Origin of the sequence: Enterobacter soli ATCC BAA-2102, assembly GCF_001654845.1 — a bacterium.
GTDB lineage: Bacteria > Pseudomonadota > Gammaproteobacteria > Enterobacterales > Enterobacteriaceae > Enterobacter > Enterobacter soli.
Window position 1 is genome coordinate 45,926 of sequence record NZ_LXES01000019.1, and the last position, 25,702, is coordinate 71,627.

25 protein-coding genes are annotated in these 25,702 nt (G+C 54.2%); 15 read left to right on the forward strand and 10 right to left on the reverse strand.

Going from position 1 to position 25,702, the window contains the following annotated elements:
• The first annotated feature begins 74 nt into the window (after positions 1 to 74).
• The 5 genes from M987_RS06560 (at position 75) to cysE (ending at position 3,188) form a co-directional block, all read left to right on the forward strand.
• The gene (locus M987_RS06560; RefSeq protein ID WP_014068372.1) at positions 75 to 506 is read left to right on the forward strand and encodes a rhodanese-like domain-containing protein; all 432 of its coding nucleotides are present in this window, start codon (positions 75 to 77) and stop codon (positions 504 to 506) included.
• An 11-nt stretch (positions 507 to 517) separates the two neighbouring features.
• The gene (gene grxC, locus M987_RS06565) at positions 518 to 769 is read left to right on the forward strand and encodes a glutaredoxin 3 (protein WP_014068373.1); all 252 of its coding nucleotides are present in this window, start codon (positions 518 to 520) and stop codon (positions 767 to 769) included.
• Positions 770 to 801: 32 nt separating this feature from the next.
• A complete protein-coding gene (gene secB / locus M987_RS06570; RefSeq protein ID WP_014068374.1) occupies positions 802 to 1,269 on the forward strand; it encodes a protein-export chaperone SecB in 468 nt (155 codons plus the stop codon).
• Positions 1,269 to 2,288, forward strand: a complete 1,020-nt coding sequence (gene gpsA, locus M987_RS06575; protein WP_014068375.1) for an NAD(P)H-dependent glycerol-3-phosphate dehydrogenase — start codon at positions 1,269 to 1,271, stop codon at positions 2,286 to 2,288. Before secB ends, gpsA begins: the two co-directional genes overlap by 1 nt.
• Before the next feature lie 78 nt (positions 2,289 to 2,366).
• On the forward strand, positions 2,367 to 3,188 hold the full coding sequence (gene cysE, locus M987_RS06580) for a serine O-acetyltransferase (protein ID WP_008502718.1): 822 nt from the start codon (positions 2,367 to 2,369) through the stop codon (positions 3,186 to 3,188).
• Here the strand turns inward: cysE and trmL are convergent.
• The 8 genes from trmL to M987_RS06620 all read right to left on the reverse strand — a co-directional run bounded on the left by trmL (position 3,185) and on the right by M987_RS06620 (position 11,805).
• On the reverse strand, positions 3,185 to 3,658 hold the full coding sequence (trmL, locus tag M987_RS06585) for a tRNA (uridine(34)/cytosine(34)/5-carboxymethylaminomethyluridine(34)-2'-O)-methyltransferase TrmL (RefSeq protein ID WP_014068376.1): 474 nt from the start codon (positions 3,656 to 3,658) through the stop codon (positions 3,185 to 3,187). The genes cysE and trmL overlap by 4 nt on opposite strands.
• A 38-nt stretch (positions 3,659 to 3,696) precedes the next feature.
• Entirely contained in the window at positions 3,697 to 4,884 is a 1,188-nt protein-coding gene (gene lldD, locus M987_RS06590) for an FMN-dependent L-lactate dehydrogenase LldD (protein ID WP_014068377.1), read from the reverse strand.
• Positions 4,881 to 5,654 (reverse strand): transcriptional regulator LldR, encoded by a 774-nt coding sequence (gene lldR, locus M987_RS06595; protein WP_014068378.1) that lies wholly within the window; start codon positions 5,652 to 5,654, stop codon positions 4,881 to 4,883. Before lldR ends, lldD begins: the two co-directional genes overlap by 4 nt.
• Entirely contained in the window at positions 5,651 to 7,306 is a 1,656-nt protein-coding gene (gene lldP, locus M987_RS06600) for an L-lactate permease (protein WP_014068379.1), read from the reverse strand. Before lldP ends, lldR begins: the two co-directional genes overlap by 4 nt.
• 336 nt (positions 7,307 to 7,642) lie before the next feature.
• Positions 7,643 to 8,005 carry a YibL family ribosome-associated protein gene (locus M987_RS06605; RefSeq protein WP_014068380.1) on the reverse strand — a complete coding sequence of 121 codons (363 nt, stop codon included), beginning with the start codon at positions 8,003 to 8,005 and terminating at the stop codon, positions 7,643 to 7,645.
• 58 nt (positions 8,006 to 8,063) lie between these two features.
• Entirely contained in the window at positions 8,064 to 8,654 is a 591-nt protein-coding gene (gene mtlR / locus M987_RS06610) for a mannitol operon repressor MtlR (protein ID WP_014068381.1), read from the reverse strand.
• The gene (gene mtlD, locus M987_RS06615; RefSeq protein ID WP_014068382.1) at positions 8,651 to 9,799 is read right to left on the reverse strand and encodes a mannitol-1-phosphate 5-dehydrogenase; all 1,149 of its coding nucleotides are present in this window, start codon (positions 9,797 to 9,799) and stop codon (positions 8,651 to 8,653) included. Before mtlD ends, mtlR begins: the two co-directional genes overlap by 4 nt.
• Positions 9,800 to 9,897: 98 nt before the next feature.
• On the reverse strand, positions 9,898 to 11,805 hold the full coding sequence (locus tag M987_RS06620) for a PTS mannitol transporter subunit IICBA (protein WP_014068383.1): 1,908 nt from the start codon (positions 11,803 to 11,805) through the stop codon (positions 9,898 to 9,900).
• A gap of 655 nt (positions 11,806 to 12,460) precedes the next feature.
• Here M987_RS06620 and M987_RS06625 point away from each other — a divergent pair.
• The 7 genes from M987_RS06625 to aldB all read left to right on the forward strand — a co-directional run bounded on the left by M987_RS06625 (position 12,461) and on the right by aldB (position 20,939).
• Entirely contained in the window at positions 12,461 to 12,817 is a 357-nt protein-coding gene (locus M987_RS06625) for a DUF3302 domain-containing protein (protein ID WP_014068384.1), read from the forward strand.
• A 2-nt stretch (positions 12,818 to 12,819) separates the two neighbouring features.
• Entirely contained in the window at positions 12,820 to 13,956 is a 1,137-nt protein-coding gene (locus tag M987_RS06630; RefSeq protein ID WP_014068385.1) for an HlyD family secretion protein, read from the forward strand.
• 90 nt (positions 13,957 to 14,046) lie between these two features.
• Entirely contained in the window at positions 14,047 to 14,655 is a 609-nt protein-coding gene (locus M987_RS06635; protein ID WP_014068386.1) for a glutathione S-transferase, read from the forward strand.
• A gap of 103 nt (positions 14,656 to 14,758) precedes the next feature.
• Positions 14,759 to 16,144, forward strand: coding sequence for an L-seryl-tRNA(Sec) selenium transferase (selA, locus tag M987_RS06640; RefSeq protein ID WP_014068387.1), 1,386 nt, complete (start codon positions 14,759 to 14,761; stop codon positions 16,142 to 16,144).
• The gene (gene selB / locus M987_RS06645; RefSeq protein WP_014068388.1) at positions 16,141 to 18,012 is read left to right on the forward strand and encodes a selenocysteine-specific translation elongation factor; all 1,872 of its coding nucleotides are present in this window, start codon (positions 16,141 to 16,143) and stop codon (positions 18,010 to 18,012) included. Before selA ends, selB begins: the two co-directional genes overlap by 4 nt.
• Before the next feature lie 151 nt (positions 18,013 to 18,163).
• Positions 18,164 to 19,315, forward strand: a complete 1,152-nt coding sequence (yiaY, locus tag M987_RS06650) for an L-threonine dehydrogenase (RefSeq protein WP_014068389.1) — start codon at positions 18,164 to 18,166, stop codon at positions 19,313 to 19,315.
• 85 nt (positions 19,316 to 19,400) lie between these two features.
• Positions 19,401 to 20,939, forward strand: coding sequence for an aldehyde dehydrogenase AldB (gene aldB, locus M987_RS06655; RefSeq protein WP_014068390.1), 1,539 nt, complete (start codon positions 19,401 to 19,403; stop codon positions 20,937 to 20,939).
• On the opposite strand, the gene M987_RS06660 is transcribed toward aldB, so the two are convergent.
• On the reverse strand, positions 20,936 to 21,901 hold the full coding sequence (locus M987_RS06660; protein WP_014068391.1) for a LysR family transcriptional regulator: 966 nt from the start codon (positions 21,899 to 21,901) through the stop codon (positions 20,936 to 20,938). The genes aldB and M987_RS06660 overlap by 4 nt on opposite strands.
• Before the next feature lie 117 nt (positions 21,902 to 22,018).
• Here M987_RS06660 and M987_RS06665 point away from each other — a divergent pair, with 117 nt between their 5' ends.
• The 3 genes from M987_RS06665 (at position 22,019) to M987_RS06675 (ending at position 23,701) form a co-directional block, all read left to right on the forward strand.
• A complete protein-coding gene (locus M987_RS06665) occupies positions 22,019 to 22,759 on the forward strand; it encodes a MipA/OmpV family protein (RefSeq protein WP_014068392.1) in 741 nt (246 codons plus the stop codon).
• 337 nt (positions 22,760 to 23,096) lie between these two features.
• Entirely contained in the window at positions 23,097 to 23,282 is a 186-nt protein-coding gene (locus M987_RS06670; protein ID WP_014068393.1) for a type II toxin-antitoxin system HicA family toxin, read from the forward strand.
• Positions 23,283 to 23,296: 14 nt separating this feature from the next.
• Positions 23,297 to 23,701 carry a type II toxin-antitoxin system HicB family antitoxin gene (locus M987_RS06675; RefSeq protein ID WP_014068394.1) on the forward strand — a complete coding sequence of 135 codons (405 nt, stop codon included), beginning with the start codon at positions 23,297 to 23,299 and terminating at the stop codon, positions 23,699 to 23,701.
• A 43-nt stretch (positions 23,702 to 23,744) separates the two neighbouring features.
• On the opposite strand, the gene M987_RS06680 is transcribed toward M987_RS06675, so the two are convergent.
• Positions 23,745 to 25,694, reverse strand: coding sequence for a glycoside hydrolase family 127 protein (locus M987_RS06680; protein WP_014068395.1), 1,950 nt, complete (start codon positions 25,692 to 25,694; stop codon positions 23,745 to 23,747).
• Between the last annotated feature and the right edge of the window lie 8 nt (positions 25,695 to 25,702).

A 25,702-nucleotide genomic window follows, 5' to 3' on the forward strand; every position in this document is an offset into this window, starting at 1 on the left:
TGTATTTGCCACAACGCACAGGTATACTCCTGTCCTGGTTTTTTTAATCACTTAGACGGGAGTTGTTACCCCCCATGCAAGAAATTATGCAATTTGTTAGCCGCCACCCGGTACTGAGCATCGCGTGGATTGGTCTACTGGCCGCAGTGCTGTTCACCACCTTTAAGGGCCTGACGTCCAAAATTCAGGTTATTACCCGTGGTGAAGCGACGCGTCTTATCAACAAAGAAGATGCCGTTGTCGTTGACCTGCGCCAGCGTGATGATTTCCGTAAAGGCCACATTGCAGGTTCTGTTAACCTGCTGCCTGCTGAAATTAAAGCGAACAACATTGGCGAGCTGGATAAGCATAAAGCCCAGCCTATTATCGTTGTAGACGGTACCGGGATGCAGGCGCAGGAATCTGCAAGCGCACTGCACAAAGCCGGCTTTGAAAACGTATCTGTACTGAAAGAAGGCATTTCCGGCTGGAGCGGGGAAAACCTTCCTCTGGTTCGCGGTAAATAAGGAGCCCAGTCATGGCCAATATCGAGATCTACACCAAAGCAACCTGCCCGTTCTGCCACCGTGCGAAAGCGCTGCTGAACAGCAAAGGCGTCACCTTCCAGGAACTGCCTATTGATGGTGATGCGACAAAACGCGAAGAGATGATTCAACGTAGTGGCCGTACGACGGTTCCGCAGATTTTTATTGATGCGCAGCACATTGGCGGCTGTGATGACTTGTATGCGCTCGACGCACGTGGTGGACTCGATCCTCTGCTGCGCTAAGAGACTTTAGGACAATTAAAAAGGGTTTTTCCATGTCAGAACAAAACAACACCGAAATGACTTTCCAGATCCAGCGCATCTACACCAAGGATGTCTCTTTCGAAGCGCCAAATGCGCCACACGTTTTCCAGAAAGATTGGCAACCAGAGGTTAAACTTGATCTTGATACCGCATCCACCCAACTGGCGGATGATGTGTATGAAGTTGTGCTGCGCGTAACCGTAACCGCTTCTCTGGGCGAAGAAACTGCATTCCTGTGCGAAGTACAGCAGGGCGGTATCTTCTCCGTTGGCGGTATCGAAGGTAACCAGATGGCGCATTGCCTGGGTGCATACTGCCCGAACATCCTGTTCCCGTATGCTCGCGAATGCATCACCAGCCTGGTTTCTCGCGGTACATTCCCGCAACTGAACCTTGCGCCAGTTAACTTTGATGCGCTGTTCATGAACTATCTGCAACAGCAGGCTGGCGAAGGTGCTGAACAACATCAGGATGCCTGATGAGCACTGTTAATGCGTCAATGACTGTGATCGGTGCCGGCTCTTACGGCACCGCTCTTGCTATCACGCTGGCAAGAAATGGTCACGATGTGGTTCTGTGGGGCCACGATCCAAAACATATCGCGACGTTGCAACACGATCGCTGCAATGTGGCGTTCCTCCCGGACGTTCCGTTTCCTGATTCCCTGCACCTCGAAAGCGATCTCGCGACCGCGCTCGCGGCCAGCCGCAATATTCTGGTTGTGGTGCCAAGCCATGTCTTTGGCGAAGTACTGCGCCAGATTAAGCCGCTGATGCGCGCAGATGCACGCATTGTGTGGGCGACGAAGGGGCTGGAAGCTGAAACCGGACGCCTGCTCCAGGATGTTGCCCGCGAAGCGCTGGGCGATGACATTCCTCTGGCGGTGATCTCCGGGCCAACGTTTGCAAAAGAGCTGGCCGCAGGTCTGCCAACGGCAATCTCTCTGGCATCGACCGATGCGACGTTCGCTGACGATCTTCAGCATTTGCTGCACTGCGGCAAGAGCTTCCGTGTCTACAGCAACCCCGATTTTATTGGCGTGCAGCTGGGTGGTGCGGTGAAGAACGTAATTGCTATCGGCGCAGGCATGTCAGACGGCATTGGTTTCGGCGCGAATGCGCGTACGGCGCTTATCACCCGCGGGTTAACCGAAATGTCCCGTCTTGGCGCAGCACTGGGCGCTGATCCGGCCACCTTTATGGGAATGGCGGGTCTGGGCGATCTGGTGCTGACCTGTACCGACAACCAGTCGCGTAACCGCCGCTTTGGCATGATGCTCGGACAGGGCAGCGATGTGAAAAGCGCGCAGGAGAAGATTGGCCAGGTGGTTGAAGGCTATCGCAATACCAAAGAAGTCCGCGAGCTGGCACACCGTTTTGGTGTCGAAATGCCAATAACCGAGGAAATTTATCAGGTATTGTATTGCGGAAAAAATGCGCGCGAGGCAGCATTGACCTTATTAGGTCGTGCGCGCAAGGACGAGCGCAGCAGTAACTAATCGCAGGGATCCTTGTTAGCTATATGACCCGGCCAGCAAAGAACTGGCCGGTCATTAACATATCGTCTGGAGTATGCAATGCCGTGTGAAGAACTGGATATCGTCTGGAACAATATTAAAGCCGAAGCCCGGGCTTTGGCTGACTGCGAGCCTATGCTGGCCAGCTTCTATCACGCGACGCTACTCAAGCACGAAAACCTCGGCAGCGCCCTGAGCTATATGCTCGCCAACAAACTGGCTTCCTCAATTATGCCTGCCATCGCCATTCGCGAAGTGGTGGAAGAGGCCTATGCCGCAGACCCGGAAATGATCGCCTCTGCCGCCTGTGATATCCAGGCTGTACGCACGCGTGACCCGGCTGTCGATAAATACTCCACGCCGCTGCTGTACCTGAAAGGCTTCCATGCGCTTCAGGCTTACCGCATTGGTCACTGGCTTTGGAACGAAGGCCGCCGCGCGCTGGCTATCTTCCTGCAAAACCAGGTGTCGGTGACCTTTCAGGTGGACATCCACCCGGCCGCGAAAATTGGCCGTGGGATCATGCTTGACCATGCCACGGGCATTGTTGTGGGTGAAACGGCGGTCATTGAAGATGACGTGTCGATTCTGCAATCCGTCACGCTGGGTGGTACGGGTAAAACCAGCGGCGATCGCCACCCGAAAATCCGCGAAGGGGTAATGATTGGCGCGGGTGCGAAGATCCTCGGTAATATCGAAGTTGGTCGCGGGGCGAAGATTGGTGCGGGTTCGGTTGTGTTGCAGCCTGTTCCGCCGCACACCACTGCGGCTGGCGTACCGGCGCGTATCGTCGGCAAGCCAGACAGCGATAAACCGTCGATGGATATGGATCAGCACTTCAACGGTATTCACCATACGTTTGAGTATGGTGACGGGATTTAACTTCTGAGAATGGCGCCAGGGTAACCCAGCTGGCGCCAGGCTTCATACACCACCACCGACACCGCATTAGACAAGTTCATGCTGCGGCTGTCCGGCATCATGGGAATACGGATTTTTTGCTCAGCGGGCAGGGCGCCCAGAATGGTTGCAGGCAGACCACGGGTTTCCGGGCCAAACATCAGATAATCCCCGTCCTGATAGCTCACTGCGCTGTGTGCAGGCGTTCCTTTCGTGGTCAGGGCAAACATGCGCTGCGGCTGTTCTGCTTCCAGAAACGCGGCATAGTCGTGATGGCGAACCACGGCCGTAAATTCATGATAATCCAGCCCTGCACGACGCAGGCGTTTGTCGTCCCATGCGAAGCCCATCGGCTCAATGATATGCAGGCGAAAACCGGTGTTAGCGCACAGGCGGATGATGTTGCCGGTATTGGGTGGGATTTCTGGTTCGAATAAAACGATGTTAAGCATGTTGCCCCCTTGAATAGCGGGGGCAGAATAGCACAGAACTAGGCCGCATTCCCCTGCGACAGCGGGACTGGTGCCGCAGACAGTTTACTCAGTTCCTGCACCAGCGAATCCTGGCTGATTTCGCTAATCGATTTCGCGCCGGTCAACGTCATCGCCACTTTCATCTCTTTCTCGATCAGGTTCAGCAGATTCGCCACGCCCGCCTGACCGTGGGTTGCCAGTGCGTACAGGTAGGCTCGACCCAGCAGCACGCTGTCAGCGCCCAGGGCAATCATGCGCACCACGTCCAGCCCGTTGCGAATGCCGCTATCGGCAAGAATCGCGATATCGCCTTTGACTGCATCGGCAATGGCAGGCAGTGCGCGCGCGGAAGAGAGCACGCCGTCGAGCTGACGTCCGCCGTGGTTAGAGACCACAATGCCGTCAGCACCAAAACGCACGGCGTCGCGCGCATCTTCCGGATCGAGAATGCCTTTGATCACCATCGGGCCGTCCCAGAATTCACGGATCCACTCCAGATCTTTCCAGGAGATTGACGGATCGAAGTTGTTCGCCAGCCAGCCGATGTAATCTTCCAGACCGGTGGGTTTACCGAGATAAGCCGAGATATTGCCCAGATCGTGCGGACGACCGTTCAGACCGACATCCCACGCCCACTGTGGGTGAGTGACAGCCTGCCAGTAGCGACGCAGGGCGGCATTAGGGCCGCTCATGCCGGAATGTGCATCGCGGTAGCGCGCACCAGGCGTTGGCATATCGACAGTAAAGACCAGCGTCGAACAGCCTGCGGCTTTGGCGCGCTCCAGCGCGTTACGCATAAACCCACGATCGCGCAAGACATACAGCTGGAACCACATCGGGCGTTTAATGGTTGGGGCGACTTCTTCAATCGGGCAGACGGACACGGTGGAGAGCGTAAACGGAATGCCTTTGGCATCTGCCGCGGCGGCCGCCTGTACTTCACCACGGCGGGCGTACATGCCGCACAGGCCGACAGGGGCGAGCGCCACAGGCATCGAGAGCGTTTCATTGAACAGCTTCGTCTCAAGGCTCAGGTCAGACATATTTTTCAGCACGCGCTGGCGCAGGGCCACTTCTGACAGGTCTGCCACGTTACGACGCAGCGTGTGTTCGGCATACGCCCCACCGTCGATATAGTGGAACAGGAATGGCGGCAAAATGCGTTGCGCCGCGGCGCGATAGTCACTGGCTGCTGAAATAATCATGCTTTGTTCTCCCTGGAAATATCGTTGTCGCCAGGCAGACGGGTAATGCGCGCCTGTCGGGCCTGATCTTCATCGAATTGTTTAATGGTAGTGTGCACAAAGCCCAGATGCGCCATCATCGCTTTGCGCGCGGCATCGGCATCACCGGCCAGAATGGCGTTAAGCACCGCCTCGTGCTGTTCGGTCAGTCGAGCAAACACCGGCGGTACCAGATACATACGCTGGCGGCTCTGCTTGACGGAGGATTGCAGCAGGTCGAAGAACCCCCGCATGGTCTGGAGCAGCACCACGTTATGGGAAGCCTCAGCGATCGCCAGATGGAAACGGACATCGGCCTGTGAAGCGATATCCGGGTCGCTGCTTTGGGTTGCCTCAAAACAGGCCCGTAGTTTCTCTTTATCGGCTTCTGTGGCCCGCATCGCCGCGTGCCAGGCCGTGCTGGCTTCGATAGCGTGTCGCGCTTCGAGGATGTCAAAGCTGTAGTCGGGGTCGTTTGCCATCAGCGTTTTGAGCGGCTGAACAATGTTTTGCTCAGACCAGTCATCGTGCTGCCAGCGCACAAAGGTGCCGCCGCCGCGGCGACTCAGCAGCACGCCGTCGTTAACCAGCGTTGCCAGCGCTTCGCGCAGTGAATTACGCGATACCCCAAGTTGGGCGGCAAGCTGGCGCTCGGCGGGCAATTTCATGCCCGCTTCAAGCTGTTGTTCTTCAATCAGCGCCCGCACGCGAGAAGCAATCTCGTCGGACAGGCGTCTGGGCATCACTATCATGGAATCATCCAGGTTAAGACATAGGCCTGTAGGGTAGTTATCACACCGACCATACAGGTGAATATCAGACTGTGTTTGACGGTAAAGCGGAACAGATCCGACTCTTTACCCACCAGGCCCACCGCTGCACAGGCAATGGCGATGGATTGCGGGGAGATCATCTTGCCGGTGACGCCGCCCGTTGTGTTTGCTGCGACCAGCAGCACGTCCGAGACACCGATTTGCTGCGCGGCAGTTGCCTGAAGTGCGGCGAAGAGGGCGTTAGACGATGTATCTGAACCCGTCAGGAACACCCCCAGCCAGCCGAGGAACGGCGAGAAGAAGGTGAAGGCGTGGCTGGTATGCGCCAGAGCCAGCGCCAGCGTGGATGACAGGCCGGAATAGTTCGAGATAAACGCGAATGCCAGCACCATGCCAATGGAGTAAATCGGCAGCGCCAGCTCTTTAATGGTACTTGCAAAGGTCTGTACCGCTGCGGATGGCTTCATGCGCAGCCACACGACAGAAAGGATAGCCGCAAACAGGATGGCCGTGCCGGTCGCGGAGAACCAGTCGAATTTATAGACCGCGGCATACGGCGTGGCGGTGTGCACCACCGGCGGCATACGGGCGACCATTTTGTCGAGGAACGGTACGGAGATGTTAATCACCATGTCGTACAGCGCACCGCCTGGGGCAAACAACGCTTTAAACGGTGGCACGCTCCACAGCGTAACGGTTGCGGTCAGGAACAGGAACGGTGACCACGCGCGAATGACCTGACCCGCGGTATACCCGGTGCGCGCCAGCGTTTGATCAACCTGCGATGCACCCATATCTGCAAAGCGGAAAATACGTACCGGCTGCCAGCGTTTGAGGAACAGCGTCAGGCAAACCAGCGAAACCAGCGAAGAGATAATATCCGGCAGTTCCGGCCCGAGGAGGTTTGAGCTGAGGAACTGAGCAATGGCAAATGAACCACCTGCCACCATTACCGCAGGCCAGGTTTCTTTCACGCCACGCCAGCCGTCCATAATCGCCATGATCCAGAACAGCACGATAATGGTCAGGAACGGCAACTGACGACCCACCATCTGGCCGATTTCAAAGCTGTCCAGCCCGGTGACTTGCCCGGCAACCAGAATCGGGATCCCCATCGCACCAAACGCGACCGGCGCCGTGTTTACGATCAAGCACAGACCCGCGGCGTAAAGTGGGTTAAAGCCAAGACCAACCAGCAGCGCCGCCGTGATCGCAACAGGTGCGCCAAAACCGGCAGCCCCTTCAAGGAACGCGCCGAAGGAGAAACCGACAATCAGCATCTGTAAGCGCTGATCGGGGGTGATCGAGAGAATCGACGAACGGATGATGTCAAACTGCCCGGTTTTCACCGAGATTTTATAGACAAAGACCGCGGCGATGATGATCCACGCTATCGGCCACAGCCCGTAGAAGAAGCCGTACACCACAGAGGCCAGCGCATGATCGACCGGCATTTTGTAGAAGAACAGTGCCACCATCAGGGCGATGGCTACGGTATATGTTGCAGCAAGGTAGCCCTTCAGCTTGAGCTTAATCAGCGCAAAGAAGAAGAACAGGATCGGTAGCGATGCGATCAGGCTTGAAAGCCAGATATTCCCGGCCGGATCGTAGTTTTGTTGCCAGAGGCTCATGCAGGTCTCCAGGGGACCGCACAGTCAGTTTCGCGGTGAGTCTACGCTCATCTCGGCGTCACAGTCTGTGTAAAAGTGGTCCTGCCAATAGTGTGATGTAGGGTTAATGACAATGAATGGTTAATCAGATGTTATCGGTGAGCAATGGTTTTGTGAGCAAAGATTATGGAAGTGTGAACCAGGGGAGGGATGTTTGATGAATTGGTTGGGCCAATTTGAAGCGGGTGGGGCCTGATGCCCTCACCCCGGCCCTCTCCCACGGGGAGAGGGAGAAAACCGCACCGTTCAGTCCCCTCGCCCCTATGGGGAGAGGGTTAGGGTGAGGGGGAAAATTGTTCAGAATGCAGTCTTACAGAAACCCGTCATCTCTTTCAGGCCCATTTCGCGGCCGAGTTCCGTCATCGGGTGTACGACGACCAGGCCACGCACGCTTTTCTTCAGCTTGCCCATATCGGCCTGTTCTTTTTTGGTGATCGCACGACGGTGCGGCATGTTCATCAGTTTCTGCGCTTCTTTGCTCAGCTTCTGACCTTTCACTTCGCGCAGGCGCTCGATTTCGGTTTCCAGCGTGGCGATCTCTTTTTCCAGCTCAGCGTATTTCTCAGCGGCATCAACCAAAGAGAGATCGGCCTGCTGGTGGCGGATCAGATCCAGACGGTCGCTCAGGCGTTTAATTTCGTTCTTTTCGACTTCTTTCATCACAAATGACTCTAAAAACGGGGGATTTACAGGGAAGGATACACCAATGTGCGCAGGCTTACTTCTGAAACGCTTTTTTTAAGCTGATTCGGGAAATCAGCTCAGTCAGGGAAAGGACCATGGTAGAACGGACAACCTGTTGATAACGAAGCTTTTGCATCGCATACAGCTCAGGATCGCTGTTATCAAAATGCGGTGCCGGAGGCAGCGCGGTGACGCAGTGCAGCTCGCCAAAGGGCCCCAGAATTTCGTCATCGGTAAAGGCATATTCATTACCGTCATGATTTAACTCTTCGCGCAGCGCCATTAACAGCTCAGCGTCTTCATACTCTGGCCTGCTGAGCACACCAAGGCCGTAAATCAGCTTCAGACGCACGGATAAATCGCCCAGCGGTCCGTCTCCGTCCAGTAACGGTTCTACAGCATATTTTACCGCGTAGTCGTCTTTGCGAAACACCTGAAGCACCAGGATATTCACCGCCTCGGTTAATAACTCGACGGCGGCAATCAGGAAGCTTCGTACGGTTTTGCCAGCATTCAGACGCTCAAGCACACGATTTTCAAAGGCCTGGGTTTGTTCCATTATTGCCTGCATATCTGACAATCTGTTATCTGGGCGCAGGATAACCTGCGCCGCATTCTGCATCATTTGGTTGCGTTATATGCGTTAACCGCCTCCACAACCACGTTGCTGTTGGCATCCAGGCCTGAAACCTGCGCCAGCGCAGCTTGCGGGCCTTCATCGCCAATCAGTTTCGCCAGCTCAAGCGCCTGTGGATCTTGCTCGCTGCGGTAGTGCATGGCAGCGGCAATCCCTTTCACCAGGTTGGCGTGCGGCAGGCCGTATTCCAGCGTGCCCAGCAGTGGCTTAATCAGACGGTCGCCCGCGCTCAGTTTACGCAGTGGCTGACGGCCAACGCGCTCAACGTCATCTTTCAAATACGGGTTTTCAAAACGACCGAGGATTTTCTGGATGTATGCTGCATGTTTTTCAGCATCAAAACCGTAGCGTTTGATCAGCACCGCGCCGCTCTCTTCCATTGCACCTTTTACCACAGCGCGGATTTTCTCATCGAGAATCGCGTCACGGATGGTCTGATGACCGGCCAATTTTCCGAGGTACGCGGTTATAGCATGACCGGTGTTCAGCGTGAAGAGTTTACGTTCGACAAATGCCATCAGGTTATCAGTTAATTCCATCCCCGGGATGGTTGGCAGCGCGCCTTTAAACTGCGTTTTATCGACAATCCATTCGCTGAAGGTTTCAACGGTCACTTCCAGCGGGTCGTTGGTGGCGGATTCAGACGGCGGAACGATACGGTCAACGGCGGAATCAACAAAGCCAACGTGCGCTTCAACCCAGGCTTTATCTTCGTCGGCCACGGCGGACAGAACGTGGCCTTTCAGCTGCGTGGTGCCGCGAACCATGTTTTCACAGGCGATGATGTTCAGCGGGGTATCAATACCCTGCGCTTTACGTTTTGCCAGACCTTTCGCCACCGCAGGGGCGATACGTTCAAGCACAACCGGGCCGACCGCCGTGGTCACCAGGTCAACGCTTGCGATCAGATCAACCACGTCATCACCGATGCTGCTTACCGCATTCACGCCAGAAACGGTTTCGACCTGCTCGTTTTCTCCCACGACGTGAACCTGATAGCTATGACGGGCATTCAGGGCGTCTAGCACCACCTGGTTCACATCGGCGAATGTCAGCGTAATGCCCGCGTCTGCCAGCAACTTGCCGATAAAGCCACGACCAATATTACCTGCGCCAAAATGTAATGCTTTCATAGTGTTAACCTTCATCAATGTTTTTACCCGAGAGGGCTGGGGTGAGGCATTTCCCTCACCCTAACCCTCTCCCAAAGGGAGAGGGGATAGTTTGGAACTTACTTGCTCAGCAGTGCCAGCACTTCTTCCACGCTGGTGGTGCTTGCCAGACGCTCGATGACTGATTCGTCATCCAGGGCGTTGGTCAGGCTGGTAATCACCTGAATGTGCTCGTTGTTGCGAGCGGCGATACCAATCACCAGACGGGCGATGTCGTCTTCTTCTTCACCGAAGCGTACACCCTGTGGATACTGACAGAACACCACGCCGGTTTTCAGTACGCGGTCTTTCGCTTCAACCGTACCGTGCGGAACCGCGATGGATTCACCCAGGTAGGTTGGGGTCAGTTTTTCACGTTCCAGCATGGCGTCAACATACTCAGGCTGAACGTAACCGCCTTTCACCAGCTGCTCGCCCGCAAAGCGAATGGCTTCTTCTTTGTGGGTCGCAGTGCGGCCCAGGAAGATGTTTTCCGCACCCAGTCTGAACAGGTGGCTGTCGTTCGCATCGAAGCTGTCTTTCAGGCTATCGCGGACTTTCACTTCGTTGTCTTCGTGGCGTTGTGCCGCAACCAAACGTTCAGTCAGGTTGGTATACAGGCCGCTGTCGAGGAAGTTGGTCAGCGAAATATGCTGCGCCTGTGGCACCTGACGCATAGCGCGTTCGGTCAGATCGCGGTGCGTGATAACCAGGTCAACATCCGGTGGCAGGCTGTTAATCGCGCTGTTGGTTACAGAGATATTGCTCAGACCGGCATCCTGTACTTTCTTACGCAGCACGCCTGCACCCATTGCGCTGGAACCCATACCGGCGTCGCAGGCAACGATGATTTTACGTACGTGGCTCAGATCGTTAGACACATCACCCGCCGCCAGCGGGGTCGCGCCTTTGGATTCCGCTTTCATGTCGTGCATACGACGGGTTGCTGCTTCGATATCGTCTTCTTCTTTCACTTTGCTGGTTTTCAGCAGGATAGAAGAGACAACGAAGGAGACTGCCATTGCCGCACAGATAGCCGCGATGTTAGCGAAGTAAGCGCCTTTCGGGGTCATCGCCAGCACGGCCAGGATAGAGCCCGGAGAGGCAGGAGAAACCAGACCGCCGCCCAGCACGCTCAGAGTGAACACGCCAGTCATACCGCCGAGGATAACGGCCAGGATAAGACGTGGGTTCATCAGCACGTATGGGAAGTAAATTTCGTGGATACCCCCCAGGAAGTGAATGATAGCCGCACCGCCCGCAGACTGTTTTGCACTGCCACGGCCAAAGAAGATGTACGCCAGCAGAACACCCATACCCGGACCTGGGTTCGCTTCAATCAGGAAGAAGATAGACTTCCCGAGGTCATGAGACTGCTGAATACCCAGCGGTGAGAAGATACCGTGGTTGATGGCGTTGTTAAGGAACAGGATTTTCGCCGGTTCAACAAAGATAGACGCCAGCGGCAGCATGTCGTGCGCAACCATGAAGTTAACGCCTGCTGCCAGAATTTTGGACAGCACTTCAACTGCCGGGCCAATGCCGAGGAAGGCCAGAATCGCCAGGATCATACCGATGATGCCAGCGGAGAAGTTGTTCACCAGCATTTCGAAGCCGGATTTGATTTTACCATCAACCCAGACGTCGAATTTCTTGATTGCCCAACCGCCCAGAGGACCGGCAATCATTGCACCGAGGAACATCGGCATATCCGCACCGACAATCACACCCATGGTGGTGATAGCACCCACCACACCGCCACGATCACCGCCAACCAGACGACCACCGGTAAAACCGATGAGCAGCGGCAGCAGGTAAGTAATCATTGGGCCAACAAGCTTCGCCAGCGTTTCGTTAGGCAACCACCCTGTCGGAATGAACAATGCAGTGATGATACCCCACGCGATAAACGCGCCGATATTTGGCATCACCATGTTGCTGAGGAAACGACCAAAGCTTTGTACTTTGATCTTGAAATCGGATGACATAAAACACCCCTTCTTATGTTTACGCTTAGGCTTGCGGCCCGAGGTTTATCGTTAATGTGCGGCGGCAGAGGTAGCCGGGCCCTGTTCATGCTGTGAAATCTGGCACTGAATCGTTCAACTGTCCAGACAGCGAAATTTTGTGTGATCTCAGTCACGTAAATGTAGGGGGTGTGGTATTTAATGAAGTGATCTGTGTCACAAAATCGATGTGCAAAAAAAACTCAACGCGTGTAAAAAGCGCAAAAAGCACAGTGTTTTGTGATGTTTGTCACATTTGATGTTCGCCAGTTTGTTTCTGTAATGTGATTAGATTCACAAAAAATTTTTATGCAGATTTCTCTGGATGTGATCAACGGCAAACTCTGTTTTTCAGTTCACAGCCAGGATGTAATAAAAGAGCATCTAAAGCGAAAAAATGCATGTGCGAGTGTGTTATGGCGAAAAGTGAAAACCTGGATTACGCTCATATGTAAGGTTAAGTTTATTATTATTCAGGATATATTTTGACACGCTTATAAACTTGCATGGAGATATAATAAAAAACCATACTCTGCGGCCCTGAAAATAATTTCAGGTATTGCGATTAAATTAATTTAATTTGTGTGCTTATTATTTTATTTATTTAATGAGTTATCGTTGCTTGAGTGAGGGGAATATGTTTCTCAACTACTTTGCGCTGGGCGTGTTAATTTTCGTGTTCCTGGTTCTGTTTTACGGAATCATCGCTATTCATGATATTCCCTATAATATGGCCAAAAAACGCAATCATCCCCATGCTGATGCAATCCATACCGCCGGGTGGATAAGCCTGTTTACGCTCCATGCCATTTGGCCGTTTTTATGGATTTGGGCAACGCTGTACCAGGAAGATCGTGGCTGGGGCATGCAGAACCATATCACAAAGCCTGATGAGGTCCCCGGCATGGATGCTCTGGCCAAACGCGTGGCCGAATTAGAACAAAAACTGGCTGCCGCTCAATCGCCAGCAGATAAGAATACGTCGGAGCACTGATCATGGATCTGTTGATTATTTTGACCTATGTGGCTTTTGCCTGGGCAATTTTTAAGATATTCCGTATTCCTGTAAACCAGTGGACGCTCGCCACCGCGACATTAGGTGGGGTGTTTATTGTTGCGGGACTCATTTTATTAATGAACTATAACCACCCATATACCTTTACGGCGCAAAAAGCGGTTATTTCGATTCCCATTACGCCGCAGGTTACGGGTATAGTGAGTGAGGTTACGGATAAAAATAACCAGCTCATTAAAAAAGGCGAAGTGTTATTTAAACTGGATCCAGGCCGCTACCAGGCACGCGTCGACCGACTGCAAGCAGACCTGGTGACCGCCACGCACAATATCGATAACCTGAAAGCACAGCTTTCGGAGGCCGTCGCCAATACCACGCGAGTGTCTGCTGAGCGTGACCGCCTGTATAAAGATTATCAGCGTTACCTGAAAGGCAGCCAGGCGAAGGTTAACCCATTCTCTGAAAGCGATATCGATAACGCACGCCAGAACTATCTGGCACAGGATGCGCTGGTGAAAGGCTCTGTGGCTGAACAGACGCAGATCCAGAGTCAGTTAGACAGCATGGTTAACGGTGAGCAATCTCAGGTAGCCTCCTTGCGCGCCCAGCTTGCTGAAGCCAAATACAACCTTGATCAAACCATCGTCCGTGCACCGAGTAACGGTTATGTCACGCAGGTTTTAATTCGCCCAGGGACATACGCAGCGGCGCTGCCGCTGCGACCGGTGATGGTGTTTATTCCTGAACAGAAACGGCAGATCGTTGCCCAGTTCCGTCAGAACTCGTTACTGCGTCTGAAACCGGGTGATGAAGCTGAAGTGGTATTCAATGCACTACCAGGACAGGTGTTCTCCGGTAAACTCACCAGCATTCTGCCAGTGGTTCCGGGCGGCTCTTATCAGGCCCAGGGAGCGTTGCAATCGCTGACCGTAGTGCCGGGTACGGACGGTGTGCTGGGCACGATCGAGCTTGACCCGAATGCTGATGTCGATGCATTACCAGACGGTATTTATGCTCAGGTCGCGGTTTATTCCGACCATTTCTCGCATGTTTCCGTCATGCGTAAAGTGTTGTTGCGTATGACCAGCTGGATGCACTACCTCTATCTCGATCACTAATCTCTCCAGGGCAGGAATGCGATATGCATACCTGCCTTTTTTCATTGCTTGATCCATACTGACCTCTTTGTGGGCATTCAGGATCAGGCAATGAAACTTATCGGCAGCTATACCAGTCCCTTCGTGCGTAAAATCTCGGTTCTTCTGCTGGAGAAAGGGATTGAATTTGAATTCGTCAATGAACAGCCCTATAACGCCGAAAATGGCGTTGCCCGGTTCAATCCGCTAGGGAAAGTCCCGGCGCTGGTAACTGATGATGGCGAGTACTGGTTTGACTCTCCCATCATTGCGCAATACATCGAACTGCTGGGCGTGGCGCCGGCCATGCTTCCGGCCGATGCGAAAGCGGCACTGGCGGTGAAACAGATTGAGGCCCTGGCCGATGGCATTATGGACGCGGCGCTGGCTTCCGTACGTGAGCAGGCAAGACCTGCCGCCCAGCAGTCGGAAACGGAACTGGTGCGTCAGCGCGAAAAAATCAGCCGTAGTCTGGATATGTGCGAGCAGCTCATCCGGGATGGCATCATCCAGAGTGATAGCCTGAACCTGGCGACGATCGCTATTGCCTGCGCCATCGGCTATCTCAATTTCCGTCGTGTTTCTCCTGGCTGGTGTGTAGAGCGCCCGCTGCTGGTTAAGCTTGCCGAAACGCTCTTCCAGCGTGAGAGTTTTGCCCAGACTGAACCGCCTAAGGCTTGATTCGGGTTATAACACTTCGGCTCGGGAGGTTGTACAATCCCTCTTCACATCGACTCCCTCTCCCGTCGGGAGGGGGGATGATAATCCATTGCCAGGCGCTTTCATGACTACTCATCTTTCTCTCTACAGCCGCATTCCCGCAACCGATCGTCTGCTTCGTGATCCTCACTTCCTGGTCGTTCTGGAAACGTTCGGCCATCGCGCAACGGTAGATATGCTGCGTACGTTACAGGAAGAAGCCCGGGAACATATTCAGGCAGAAAATGCGTTGCCAGACTGGGCTGTACACTGGGGGCTGGAGGTTGAAAAGCGGCTGGCAGCGAATACGCAAAACACGCTGCGCCCGGTCATTAATCTGACGGGGACGGTTTTGCATACCAATCTGGGCCGTGCCCAGCAGGCTGAAGAAGCCGTCAGCGCGGTGGCGCAGGCTATGCGCTCGCCCGTTACGCTGGAGTACGATCTCGACGGTGCCGGGCGCGGGCATCGCGACAGGGCGCTGGCGGACTTACTTTGCCAGCTAACAGGCGCGGAAGATGCCTGTATTGTGAATAACAACGCGGCGGCGGTGCTGCTGATGCTGGCGGCGACAGCAAGCGGCAAAGAGGTGGTGGTATCGCGTGGTGAGCTGGTAGAGATTGGCGGTGCGTTCCGTATCCCGGACGTGATGCGTCAGGCCGGGTGTACATTGCATGAAGTGGGCACCACCAACCGCACCCACGCGAAAGACTATCGCGCGGCAGTGAATGAAAACACCGCGTTGCTGATGAAAGTACATACCAGCAACTACCATATTGAAGGCTTTACCCACACGGTTGAAGAAGCCGAACTTGCGGAGATTGGGCGTGAGCTAAACGTTCCGGTGGTGGCCGATCTCGGCAGCGGTTCTCTGGTGGATTTGAGCCAGTACGGCCTGCCAAAAGAGCCGATGCCGCAGGAGATGATCGCGGCCGGCGTCAGCCTGGTGAGTTTTTCCGGTGATAAATTGCTGGGCGGGCCGCAGGCGGGGATTATTGTTGGGCGGCGCGAGATGATTGCCCGGTTACAGCAACATCCGCTGAAGCGGGCGCTGCGCGCGGATAAAATGACGCTCTCGGCGCTGGAAGCGACGCTTCGGCTCTACCTCCACCCGGAGAAGCTCGCCGAACGCCTGCCCACACTGCGGTTACTGACGCGCGATGCGGCTTCGATTCGTGCTCAGGGAGAGTTGCTTCTGGCCCAGGTTGCACAGCATTACCCCGATTTTGACGTGCGTGTCGAATCCTGTCAGTCCCAGATTGGCAGTGGTTCGCTGCCGGTAGACAGGTTGCCCAGCGCAGCACTTACGTTCACCCCGCGCGACGGCAGAGGCAGCCAGCTTGAGGCGCTTTCTGCACGGTTACGCACCTTGCCAGTACCGGTAATTGGACGTATTTATGATGGCCGAATGTGGCTGGATCTACGCTGTCTTGAAGATGAAGAGCGGTTTCTGGAGATGATGTCGAAATGATTATTGCCACCGCCGGTCACGTTGACCACGGCAAAACCACCTTATTGCAGGCCATTACGGGCGTAAACGCCGATCGCCTGCCGGAAGAGAAAAAACGTGGGATGACCATCGATTTGGGTTATGCCTACTGGCCGCAACCCGATGGCCGCGTGCTGGGCTTTATTGATGTACCTGGCCATGAAAAGTTTCTTTCCAACATGCTGGCGGGCGTAGGTGGTATTGACCATGCGCTGCTGGTGGTGGCGTGCGATGACGGCGTGATGGCACAAACGCGCGAACACCTGGCGATCCTGCAACTGACCGGCAATCCGCAACTGACGGTTGCGCTGACGAAAGCCGACCGTGTTGATGAAGCGCGCATCGATGCCGTGCGCGAAGAAGTGCAGGCCACCCTGCGTGAATACGGTTTTGCCGATGCCCCGTTATTTGTGACGGTCGCCACCCAGGGGAACGGGATTGACGCTCTGCGTGACCACCTGCAACACCTTGCATCCCGCGAGCAGGCCAGCCATCACAGTTTTCGCCTGGCGCTCGACCGCGCATTCACTGTGAAAGGGGCGGGTCTGGTGGTGACGGGAACGGCGCTGAGCGGTGAAGTCAGCGTGGGCGATACCTTATGGCTGACAGGCGTTAACAAGCCAATGCGTGTACGTGCGCTTCACGCGCAAAATCAGCCGGTTGAACATGCTCATGCCGGGCAACGCATCGCACTGAATATAGCGGGCGATGCCGAAAAAGAACAGCTGAAGCGTGGCGACTGGCTGCTCTCTGATGCACCGCCCGAGCCATCTGAGCGCGTCATTGTTGCGCTTCAGATGCATTCGCCTCTGACACAGTGGCAACCGCTGCATATCCACCATGCCGCCAGCCACGTGACCGGGCGCGTATCACTGCTGGAAAACAACCTTGCTGAGCTGGTGTTTGATTCCCCGCTGTGGCTGGCGGATAACGACAGACTGGTGCTGCGGGACATTTCTGCTAAAACTACCCTTGCCGGGGCGCGTGTGGTGACACTGAACCCGCCACGCCGTGGAAAACGTAAGCCGGAATATCTGCAATGGCTTGCGGCTCTGGCACAAGCGAAAGGGGATGCTGACGCGCTGGCCGTGCATCTTGACCGTGGTGCCGTGAATCTGGCGGATTTCGCCTGGGCTCGGCAGCTGAGCGGCGAGGGTCTGCGTCAGTTGACGCAAGAGCCGGGCTTTATCCAGGCCGGATACAGCTTGCTAAATGCACCGATTGCGGCGCGCTGGCAACGTAAGGTACTGAGCACGCTCGCCACGTATCATGAACAGCATCAGGACGAACCCGGTCCGGGTCGCGAGCGCTTACGTCGCATGGCGCTGCCAATGGAAGACGACGCGCTGGTGCTGTTACTGATTGAAAAAATGCGCGAAAGCGGGGTGATCAACAGTCATCACGGCTGGCTGCATCTGCCGGATCATAAAGCGGGCTTTACGGCTGAACAGCAGGCGGTGTGGCAGAAAGTCGCGCCACTGTTTGCGGATGAACCCTGGTGGGTGCGCGATTTAGCCCATCACACCGGCACCGATGAAATGCTGATGCGCCAGGTGTTGCGCCATGCGGCTCAGCAGGGGCTGATTGTGGCGATCGTGAAAGATCGTTATTACCGCAACGATCGCATTGTGGCGTTCGCGAATTTGATCCGCGAACTGGATCAGGAGCGAGGCTCAACCTGTGCGGCCGATTTCCGCGATCGGCTGAACGTGGGGCGCAAGCTGGCCATTCAGATCCTGGAATATTTCAACCGCATTGGTTTTACCCGTCGGCGTGGTAATGACCATTTATTACGCGATTCATTATTATTTCCTGAAACAAAATCGGGGATTAATACAGAAACAGAATAGATTGAAATAGATTTATATATTAATTAACACCCTCGCAGGCTTAAATATATTAAGCCTGCGAGAATGCACGCAAAAACAGGTTATTGATCATGTTTTTTAAATAATCTTTTCCGTATGCTGCCGATACTTTTTATCTCTTCGAGGAAATATCATGGCTGCATCCGTATTTTATATTCCGTCCGTGAATATTATTGGTTCTGAATCATTGGGTAGCGCAATGGATACCATGCGCGACTACGGCTGGCGCCGGGCGCTGATTGTGACTGATGCCATGCTCAGCAAGCTGGGTATGGCGACGGATATTCAAAATGCACTGAAAGAACGAAATATTGCCAGCGTAGTTTATGACGGGACACATCCTAATCCCACCACGGGAAATGTGGCCGCCGGTCTTAAAGTATTAAAGGACAATAACTGCGACTGCGTTATTTCTCTCGGTGGCGGATCGCCACACGACTGCGCAAAAGGGATTGCGCTGGTGGCCACTAATGGCGGTGATATTCGCGATTATGAAGGCGTGGATCGTTCTGCAAAACCGCAATTACCGATGATTGCCATTAATACCACCGCGGGCACGGCCTCTGAAATGACGCGTTTTTGTATTATTACCGATGAAGCACGTCATATTAAAATGGCGATTGTCGATAAACACGTTACCCCGGTGCTTTCTGTTAACGACTCATCGCTGATGGCGGGGATGCCGGCCTCACTGACGGCGGCGACAGGTATGGATGCTCTGACCCACGCCATTGAAGCTTATGTTTCGGTTGCCGCAACCCCCATCACGGATGCCTGCGCGTTGAAAGCAATCACCATGATTTCCGAAAACCTCGTCCATGCCGTTGAAGATGGCAGCAATACGGCGGCGCGCGAGGCAATGGCCTACGCGCAGTTCCTTGCCGGGATGGCCTTTAACAATGCCTCGCTGGGTTATGTACATGCGATGGCGCATCAGCTTGGCGGCTTCTACGATCTGCCGCACGGCGTCTGCAATGCGGTGTTACTGCCACACGTTCAGGTCTTCAACGCCCAGGTTGCGGCTGCCCGTCTGCGTGACTGCGCCAATGCAATGGGCGTGGACGTCAGCAAAATGAACGACGAACAGGGTGCACAGGCCTGCATCGTGGAAATTCGCGCCCTGGCGCGTAAGGTGAATATCCCGGCGGGTTTGCGCGAGCTGAACGTCAAAGAGGAGGATATTCCGGTGCTGGCAACCAACGCCCTGAAAGATGCATGTGGGTTCACTAACCCTGTTCAGGCAACCCACGAAGAGATCATGGCGATTTACCGCGCCGCGATGTGACCCCTGTCGTAAACCCAGGATGGGCTGGCGAGAAAATCGCCAGTCCGAACTACCCTTGTTGTACACCAACAGCAAGGAGACGGTCATGACAAACAATCCTCCCTCATCGCGTATTCAGCCTGGCGAGTATGGTTTCCCTCTCAAGTTAAAACCCCGTTATGACAACTTTATAGGCGGCGACTGGGTTGCGCCCGTCGACGGTGAGTACTATTCGAATCTGACCCCAGTTACCGGCCAGCCGCTGTGTGAAATCGCCAGCTCCGGGAAGAAGGATATCGATCTGGCACTGGATGCAGCACACAAGGTGAAAGACAAATGGGGGCATACCTCTGTGCAGGACAGAGCCGCCATCTTGTTCAAAATTGCCGATCGAATGGAGCAGAACCTGGAGCTGCTGGCAACGGCAGAAACCTGGGACAACGGCAAACCTATCCGTGAAACCATGGCGGCGGACGTCCCGCTGGCCATTGACCATTTCCGCTATTTTGCGTCCTGTATCCGTGCGCAGGAGGGGGGAATAAGTGAGGTGGATAGTGAAACGGTCGCTTACCATTTCCACGAGCCGCTGGGTGTGGTCGGGCAAATTATTCCGTGGAACTTCCCGCTGCTGATGGCGAGCTGGAAAATGGCTCCGGCACTGGCGGCAGGCAACTGTGTTGTGCTCAAACCTGCGCGCTTAACGCCGCTGTCGGTGCTGTTGCTGATGGAAGTGATTGGCGATCTGTTGCCACCGGGAGTGGTTAACGTGGTGAACGGTGCCGGGGGCGAAATTGGTGAATATCTGGCGACCTCAAAACGTATTGCCAAAGTGGCCTTTACCGGGTCGACGGAGGTGGGCCAGCAGATCATGCAATATGCGACCCAGAACATTATTCCAGTAACGCTGGAGCTGGGTGGCAAGTCCCCGAATATCTTCTTTGCCGATGTGATGGATGAAGAAGATGCCTTCTTCGACAAAGCGCTGGAAGGCTTCGCGCTGTTTGCTTTTAACCAGGGTGAAGTGTGCACCTGCCCGAGCCGGGCGCTGGTTCAGGAATCCATTTACGAGCGCTTTATGGAGCGCGCGATCCGCCGCGTGGAGTCTATTCGTAGCGGTAACCCGCTGGATAGCGTTACCCAAATGGGGGCGCAGGTGTCGCATGGGCAGCTGGAGACCATCCTCAATTACATTGATATCGGTAAGAAAGAGGGGGCTGATGTTCTCACGGGTGGGCGACGTAAGGTGTTGGGCGGCGAGCTGAATGAAGGCTATTACCTGGAGCCTACAATCCTGTTCGGCAAGAACAACATGCGTGTCTTCCAGGAAGAGATTTTTGGCCCTGTGCTGGCGGTGACCACCTTCAAAACCATGGAGGAGGCGCTGGAGATCGCCAACGACACGCAATATGGCTTAGGGGCGGGTGTCTGGAGCCGTAACGGCAATCTGGCCTATAAGATGGGGCGTGGCATTCAGGCTGGACGCGTGTGGACAAACTGTTATCACGCCTATCCGGCACATGCGGCGTTTGGCGGGTACAAACAATCGGGGATTGGCCGCGAAACGCACAAGATGATGCTGGAACATTACCAGCAAACGAAATGCCTGCTGGTCAGCTACTCTGATAAACCGCTGGGACTGTTTTAATCACCCAGCTCAGGTCGCCCATGGGCGGCCTGAGCAATTTGCTGACGAAGGCAGTTCAGTACGCCGTCCAGGACGTATTGCACGCGCCAGGGCTGGTACTCGCGTTTGCGGAATATGGCCGTAAGATCGAGCCACCACTCCTCCTGATGCGGAAAACAGGGGACTAACATGCCATGAGTGAGCTCTTTTCTCAGGCTCTCTTTCGGGGCAAAAACAATGCCGAGGTTATTTCTCGCAAGCTCCAGTGCCGTCTGGGTATTATCACAAATATAATTTCCGGTGACTTTATAGTCGCGCGCGCCTTCACTGCCGTGCGCCCGGAAACGCCAAATGTTAGCATCGTCAACCAGCATCGAGTCTATTAATATACATGAGTGATTGATTAAATCGTCAGGACCGCTGATAGGGTGGAGCTTTAAGTATTCTTTAGAGGCAAATGCCGTGACGGAATATTTTGTTAATATGCTTGCGACTAAATTTTCATCTTTCGGTTGAGCATAGGTGATTAAAATATCGCAATCGTCAGGAAATGAAACACCCTCGGAAAATTCGTTGCTATCAAGGTTATAGGTTTTTAGCGAAATATGAATATCGCCTGGATCTTCAATCTTGTGAATGACATAGCGAGCCAGATAGGTGACGATGCCCGTCGGGGCGTAGATCGTCACTTTTCCTCGTTTTTCATGCTTGTAATCAGCAATAAAATTAATGAGTTGGCTATTTTTATCCAGTGAAGCATTAACGTAGGGTAACAACGCCTCGCCGAACTGCGTGAGTGACAGCTGGCGAGTGGTGCGCTCAAATACTTTGAGTCCAACACGGGTTTCAAAATCAGATAGATATTTACTCACATTGGCTTGTGCCATCCCTAACAGAGCGGCGGCGTCACCAATACTGTGCGTTGCGGCGATGACAGAAATGATTTTTAACTCACGCGGCTTCAGTTGCAGGTTACTCATCATGCGCACTCATCTATATGATTTTATATATAATATTATATAAACAGCAGCGTTGCATTGGTAAATTTGTAACCATTATTATTCGCCCCGCTTGTTTGGCGTTTAAATGGATTGCATGGAATGACTATTAATAAGAATTTACTCATCGCCGCCACGTTATTTGCAACATCATCCGCGATGGCCGGTGACTTTTCACTAGGGGCGGGGGCTGTATTTAATGAATCGCCTTACAAAGGGTATAACGAAAATACCACCGCAGTACCGTTAATTAGCTATGAAGGCGACCGGTTCTATGTGCGTCAGACCACGGGAGGATGGATCCTGTGGAAAGATGGCAAAAATGAACTGAGCCTGACGGCAACCTGGATGCCGCTGCATTTCGACCCAGATGATAACGACGACCATCAGATGAAAAACCTTGATGAGCGTAAAGCGTCGGCATTTCTGGGGGGGGCATACTATCGCCACGAAAGCTGGGGGAGCCTGAAATTCGCCGTTTCTGGTGATGCGATGGATGAAAGCGGTGGTGTGATGGGCGAAGTGTCCTATTTCCACCCGATTCGCATGGAGCGTCTGATTCTGACGCCGTCAGTGGGCATTTTCTATAGCGATGGGAGTTACAACGATTACTACTACGGCGTGTCCGGCAACGAATCTCGTCGCACCGGGCTGGATGAATACACGGCGGGTGACAGCTGGACACCGTACGTTGGCCTTGCCGCAAAATACCAACTGACCCAAAGCCTGTTCCTGAATGCCAGCGCGGTGTACACCGTATTGCCTGACGATGTGAAGAACAGCCCGATGATCGACCGTGACGACAGCTTCGCGTTGATGACGGGCATGACCTGGCGTTTCTGATGGCTTAACACTGTCCCCACGGAAGGGGGCAGCCTCTCTGATTGCCTGGTGCTGTTGCGTTTATCTGGTTTGTCAGCCTTATGTTTTGCCGGGTGGCGGCTCCGCCTTACCCGGCCTACGATACGGCTTCAGGCCCGCGCAAGCGTAGCGCCGCCAGGCATTTTATTGCGACATCCCCCGCATCTTCGTTAGTAACATCGTGTATTGCACTTTCTTTTCTCATCGTCTCTTCCTGTTCTGAAAACACATTGCTGCACTCAGATCATCTCTGCGCTAACGTGATCTCACTCGGTAAGTTTCGTGTGTATAATGTGTATAATCCTCGAAGGATCAGGATGTGAAAAGTGCGGACGTCATTACCATTCTGGTCGGTCATGGCTGGAAATGCATAAGAACGAAAGGAAGCCATCATCAGTTCCGCCATCCGGTATATAAAGGGCTGGTAACAGTTCCTCATCCTAAAAAAGACATTAAACCTGGAACTCTCGCGCAAATCTGGCGGCAGGCGGGCATCAAACATTGATATCAGGAGAAGTTATGTTTTATCCGGCTTATATTCATTCTGACCTCAACGGAAGCGCCAGTGGCTTTTTTCCTGATGTGCCAGGCTGTTTTTTTGCGGGAGATTCTCTGGATGACGCTTTTCAGGACGCTCGTGCGGCGTTGACTGCTCACTTTGAAACGCTGTTCGAAAGTGATGAAGAGCTCCCTTTGCCCGGCAATGTTGAGGCACATCTTGAGGCAACACCCGGTGATTTTATCGGTGGGCAGTGGCTGCTGGTGGACATTAATATGAAGCAGTTTGACGGCAGGGCTGAGCGTATTAATATCACCATGCCCCGTCGTTTGTTGGTTAAGATCGATTCCTTTGTCAGCGAACATCCCCAGTTCAGCAACCGGAGTGCATTCCTGGCAGAGGCAGCACGTCGAGTACTGCCCTGATTATTGCCCTCTCCCGTGGGTGAGGGCAGCAGGCTATAAGGAATTACGCCTCATCTACCCAAATGCGCATTTCCCCTTCACCGCGGTTCGCCCAGCTAAACCATGGAATAAAGGTTAATGTCTGAGGCTGACGCTGCACTGGTGAGCGATCGTATTGCCACAACGCATCCGAATCAGTTGTATGGCAACCGATGCCCTCCGCCTGAATCAGCATCTTATGGGCGAAAATCCCTTTACCTTCAAAGACCCGGAATGTGCTTTCTTCAGGCAGGGAGAGGTTATGCAGATTCGCGCCGTTGTCGGCCTCTTCCAGACAATAAACCAGCGGGCCACGTTGCAGAGCGACTTTACCCGCCTGCTGGCGTACCTGTGGATTGCCGTACAGACGGCGTACCGGCATGGGTAGCGTTAGCGTAATGGCATCTCCCTCTTGCCAGCGACGGGTGAGATAGAGATACCCCCGGGTCACTTCCCCTGTTATCACTTCGCCGTTCAGGGCAATTTCCGGGTTAGCGCACCAGTCCGGCAGGCGCAGAGCCAGCGTGTGAGTCACTGGCACCGGAGAGGTAATGTCGATTTTCACCTGCTCATGCCATGGATAGTTGCCGCTGATACGCAGCTGTAGCTTGCGATCGCCAACCGGGATAGCGACGTCGTTCCCCACATACAGGTTGATAAACAGTGCGTCTTCACGAACGGTATAGATGTAATGACCGAGCGAGGTCAGCACCCGTGCGATGTTTGGTGGGCAACACGCGCAGCCAAACCAGCGCTGGCGAACCGGCTTAACGTGATCGTAGATATGGTTAAACGACAACGTTTTAGGGTGCACCTCAAGCGGATTCACATAGAAGAAATGCTTTCCGTCAAGCGCCATACCGCCTAATACCGTGTTGTATAACGCCCGTTCCATGACGTCGGCGTACTGGCTGTCTGCCTCCATCTCCAGCATCCGACGGGCAAACATCATCAGGCCAATCGAGGCGCAGCTTTCGGCATACACCGTGTCGTTGGGCAGATCGTAATCACTGCTGAAGGCTTCGCCGCTGCTCTGCGAGCCGATCCCACCGGTAATGTAGAGCTGACGCTGGGCCATGTTGTTCCACAACCGCAAACAATCCTGACGTTTACCTTCGTCATGACTCAGGCGTGCCAGATGTGCCATGCCTGCCATCAGATAGACAAAACGCACCGCATGGCCAATTGCCGTTTGTTGCTCCGCAAGCGGCTGGTGCGCCTGGCTATAGGCTTTGTCTTTCACCATCCACGCCGGGCCATAGGTGTTCCAGTGTGACGTTTTGCCGCGCTTTTCGTATTCGATATCGTAAAAATGCGGCTGTGCCCCGCGCTCTTCGATGAAGTATTTCACCAGCGCCAGGTAGCGTGGCTTCTGCGTGACGTCGTACAACCGCATCAACGCCAGTTCAATTTCCGGGTGACCGGGGTAACCGTGCAGCTGGTTAACGCCTGGGCCAAACACCGTGTCGATGTGATCGGCAAGCTTGCACACCACCTCCAGCAAACGGCGCTTCCCCGTGCCCTGGAAATACGCCACGCCGGCTTCAATCATATGTCCGGCGCAGTAAAGCTCGTGGCATTCAGCCAGATTAGTCCAGCGCGCTTCGGGGGCTTTTACCGTGAAATAGGTGTTGAGATAGCCATCTTCGCATTGCGCCGCCGCGACCAGCTCAATCACCTCATCAGCGGTTTTTTCCAGTTCTGCGTCGGGCTTCTGGCACAGTGACCACGCCACGGCTTCGAGCCATTTCGCCACGTCACTGTCCTGAAACACCATGCCGTAGAATTCGCCTTTCTCCAGACCCGCCGCAATGCGGAAGTTAGTGATGGCATGGCTTGGCTCGGCTTCCGTCACGCGATCGTTGAGCGCATCCCACTGATAGGGAATGACCACATCGCGCACCAACTGCTGATACTTGCCAAGAAAGGGATCGTTAATTTTAAGGGTGTGCAGGTCGGCTTCCATTATGGACATCTCGTTCT

Excerpts from the sequence above, each read along its gene's own strand:
- M987_RS06560 (WP_014068372.1), top strand. The coding sequence starts at position 75 with ATGCAAGAAATTATGCAATTTGTTAGCCGCCACCCGGTACTGAGCATC.
- grxC (WP_014068373.1), top strand. The coding sequence starts at position 518 with ATGGCCAATATCGAGATCTACACCAAAGCAACCTGCCCGTTCTGCCAC.
- secB (WP_014068374.1), top strand. The coding sequence starts at position 802 with ATGTCAGAACAAAACAACACCGAAATGACTTTCCAGATCCAGCGCATC.
- gpsA (WP_014068375.1), top strand. The coding sequence starts at position 1,269 with ATGAGCACTGTTAATGCGTCAATGACTGTGATCGGTGCCGGCTCTTAC.
- cysE (WP_008502718.1), top strand. The coding sequence starts at position 2,367 with ATGCCGTGTGAAGAACTGGATATCGTCTGGAACAATATTAAAGCCGAA.
- trmL (WP_014068376.1), bottom strand. The coding sequence starts at position 3,658 with ATGCTTAACATCGTTTTATTCGAACCAGAAATCCCACCCAATACCGGC.
- lldD (WP_014068377.1), bottom strand. The coding sequence starts at position 4,884 with ATGATTATTTCAGCAGCCAGTGACTATCGCGCCGCGGCGCAACGCATT.
- lldR (WP_014068378.1), bottom strand. The coding sequence starts at position 5,654 with ATGATAGTGATGCCCAGACGCCTGTCCGACGAGATTGCTTCTCGCGTG.
- lldP (WP_014068379.1), bottom strand. The coding sequence starts at position 7,306 with ATGAGCCTCTGGCAACAAAACTACGATCCGGCCGGGAATATCTGGCTT.
- M987_RS06605 (WP_014068380.1), bottom strand. The coding sequence starts at position 8,005 with ATGAAAGAAGTCGAAAAGAACGAAATTAAACGCCTGAGCGACCGTCTG.
- mtlR (WP_014068381.1), bottom strand. The coding sequence starts at position 8,654 with ATGATGCAGAATGCGGCGCAGGTTATCCTGCGCCCAGATAACAGATTG.
- mtlD (WP_014068382.1), bottom strand. The coding sequence starts at position 9,799 with ATGAAAGCATTACATTTTGGCGCAGGTAATATTGGTCGTGGCTTTATC.
- M987_RS06620 (WP_014068383.1), bottom strand. The coding sequence starts at position 11,805 with ATGTCATCCGATTTCAAGATCAAAGTACAAAGCTTTGGTCGTTTCCTC.
- M987_RS06625 (WP_014068384.1), top strand. The coding sequence starts at position 12,461 with ATGTTTCTCAACTACTTTGCGCTGGGCGTGTTAATTTTCGTGTTCCTG.
- M987_RS06630 (WP_014068385.1), top strand. The coding sequence starts at position 12,820 with ATGGATCTGTTGATTATTTTGACCTATGTGGCTTTTGCCTGGGCAATT.
- M987_RS06635 (WP_014068386.1), top strand. The coding sequence starts at position 14,047 with ATGAAACTTATCGGCAGCTATACCAGTCCCTTCGTGCGTAAAATCTCG.
- selA (WP_014068387.1), top strand. The coding sequence starts at position 14,759 with ATGACTACTCATCTTTCTCTCTACAGCCGCATTCCCGCAACCGATCGT.
- selB (WP_014068388.1), top strand. The coding sequence starts at position 16,141 with ATGATTATTGCCACCGCCGGTCACGTTGACCACGGCAAAACCACCTTA.
- yiaY (WP_014068389.1), top strand. The coding sequence starts at position 18,164 with ATGGCTGCATCCGTATTTTATATTCCGTCCGTGAATATTATTGGTTCT.
- aldB (WP_014068390.1), top strand. The coding sequence starts at position 19,401 with ATGACAAACAATCCTCCCTCATCGCGTATTCAGCCTGGCGAGTATGGT.
- M987_RS06660 (WP_014068391.1), bottom strand. The coding sequence starts at position 21,901 with ATGATGAGTAACCTGCAACTGAAGCCGCGTGAGTTAAAAATCATTTCT.
- M987_RS06665 (WP_014068392.1), top strand. The coding sequence starts at position 22,019 with ATGACTATTAATAAGAATTTACTCATCGCCGCCACGTTATTTGCAACA.
- M987_RS06675 (WP_014068394.1), top strand. The coding sequence starts at position 23,297 with ATGTTTTATCCGGCTTATATTCATTCTGACCTCAACGGAAGCGCCAGT.
- M987_RS06680 (WP_014068395.1), bottom strand. The coding sequence starts at position 25,694 with ATGTCCATAATGGAAGCCGACCTGCACACCCTTAAAATTAACGATCCC.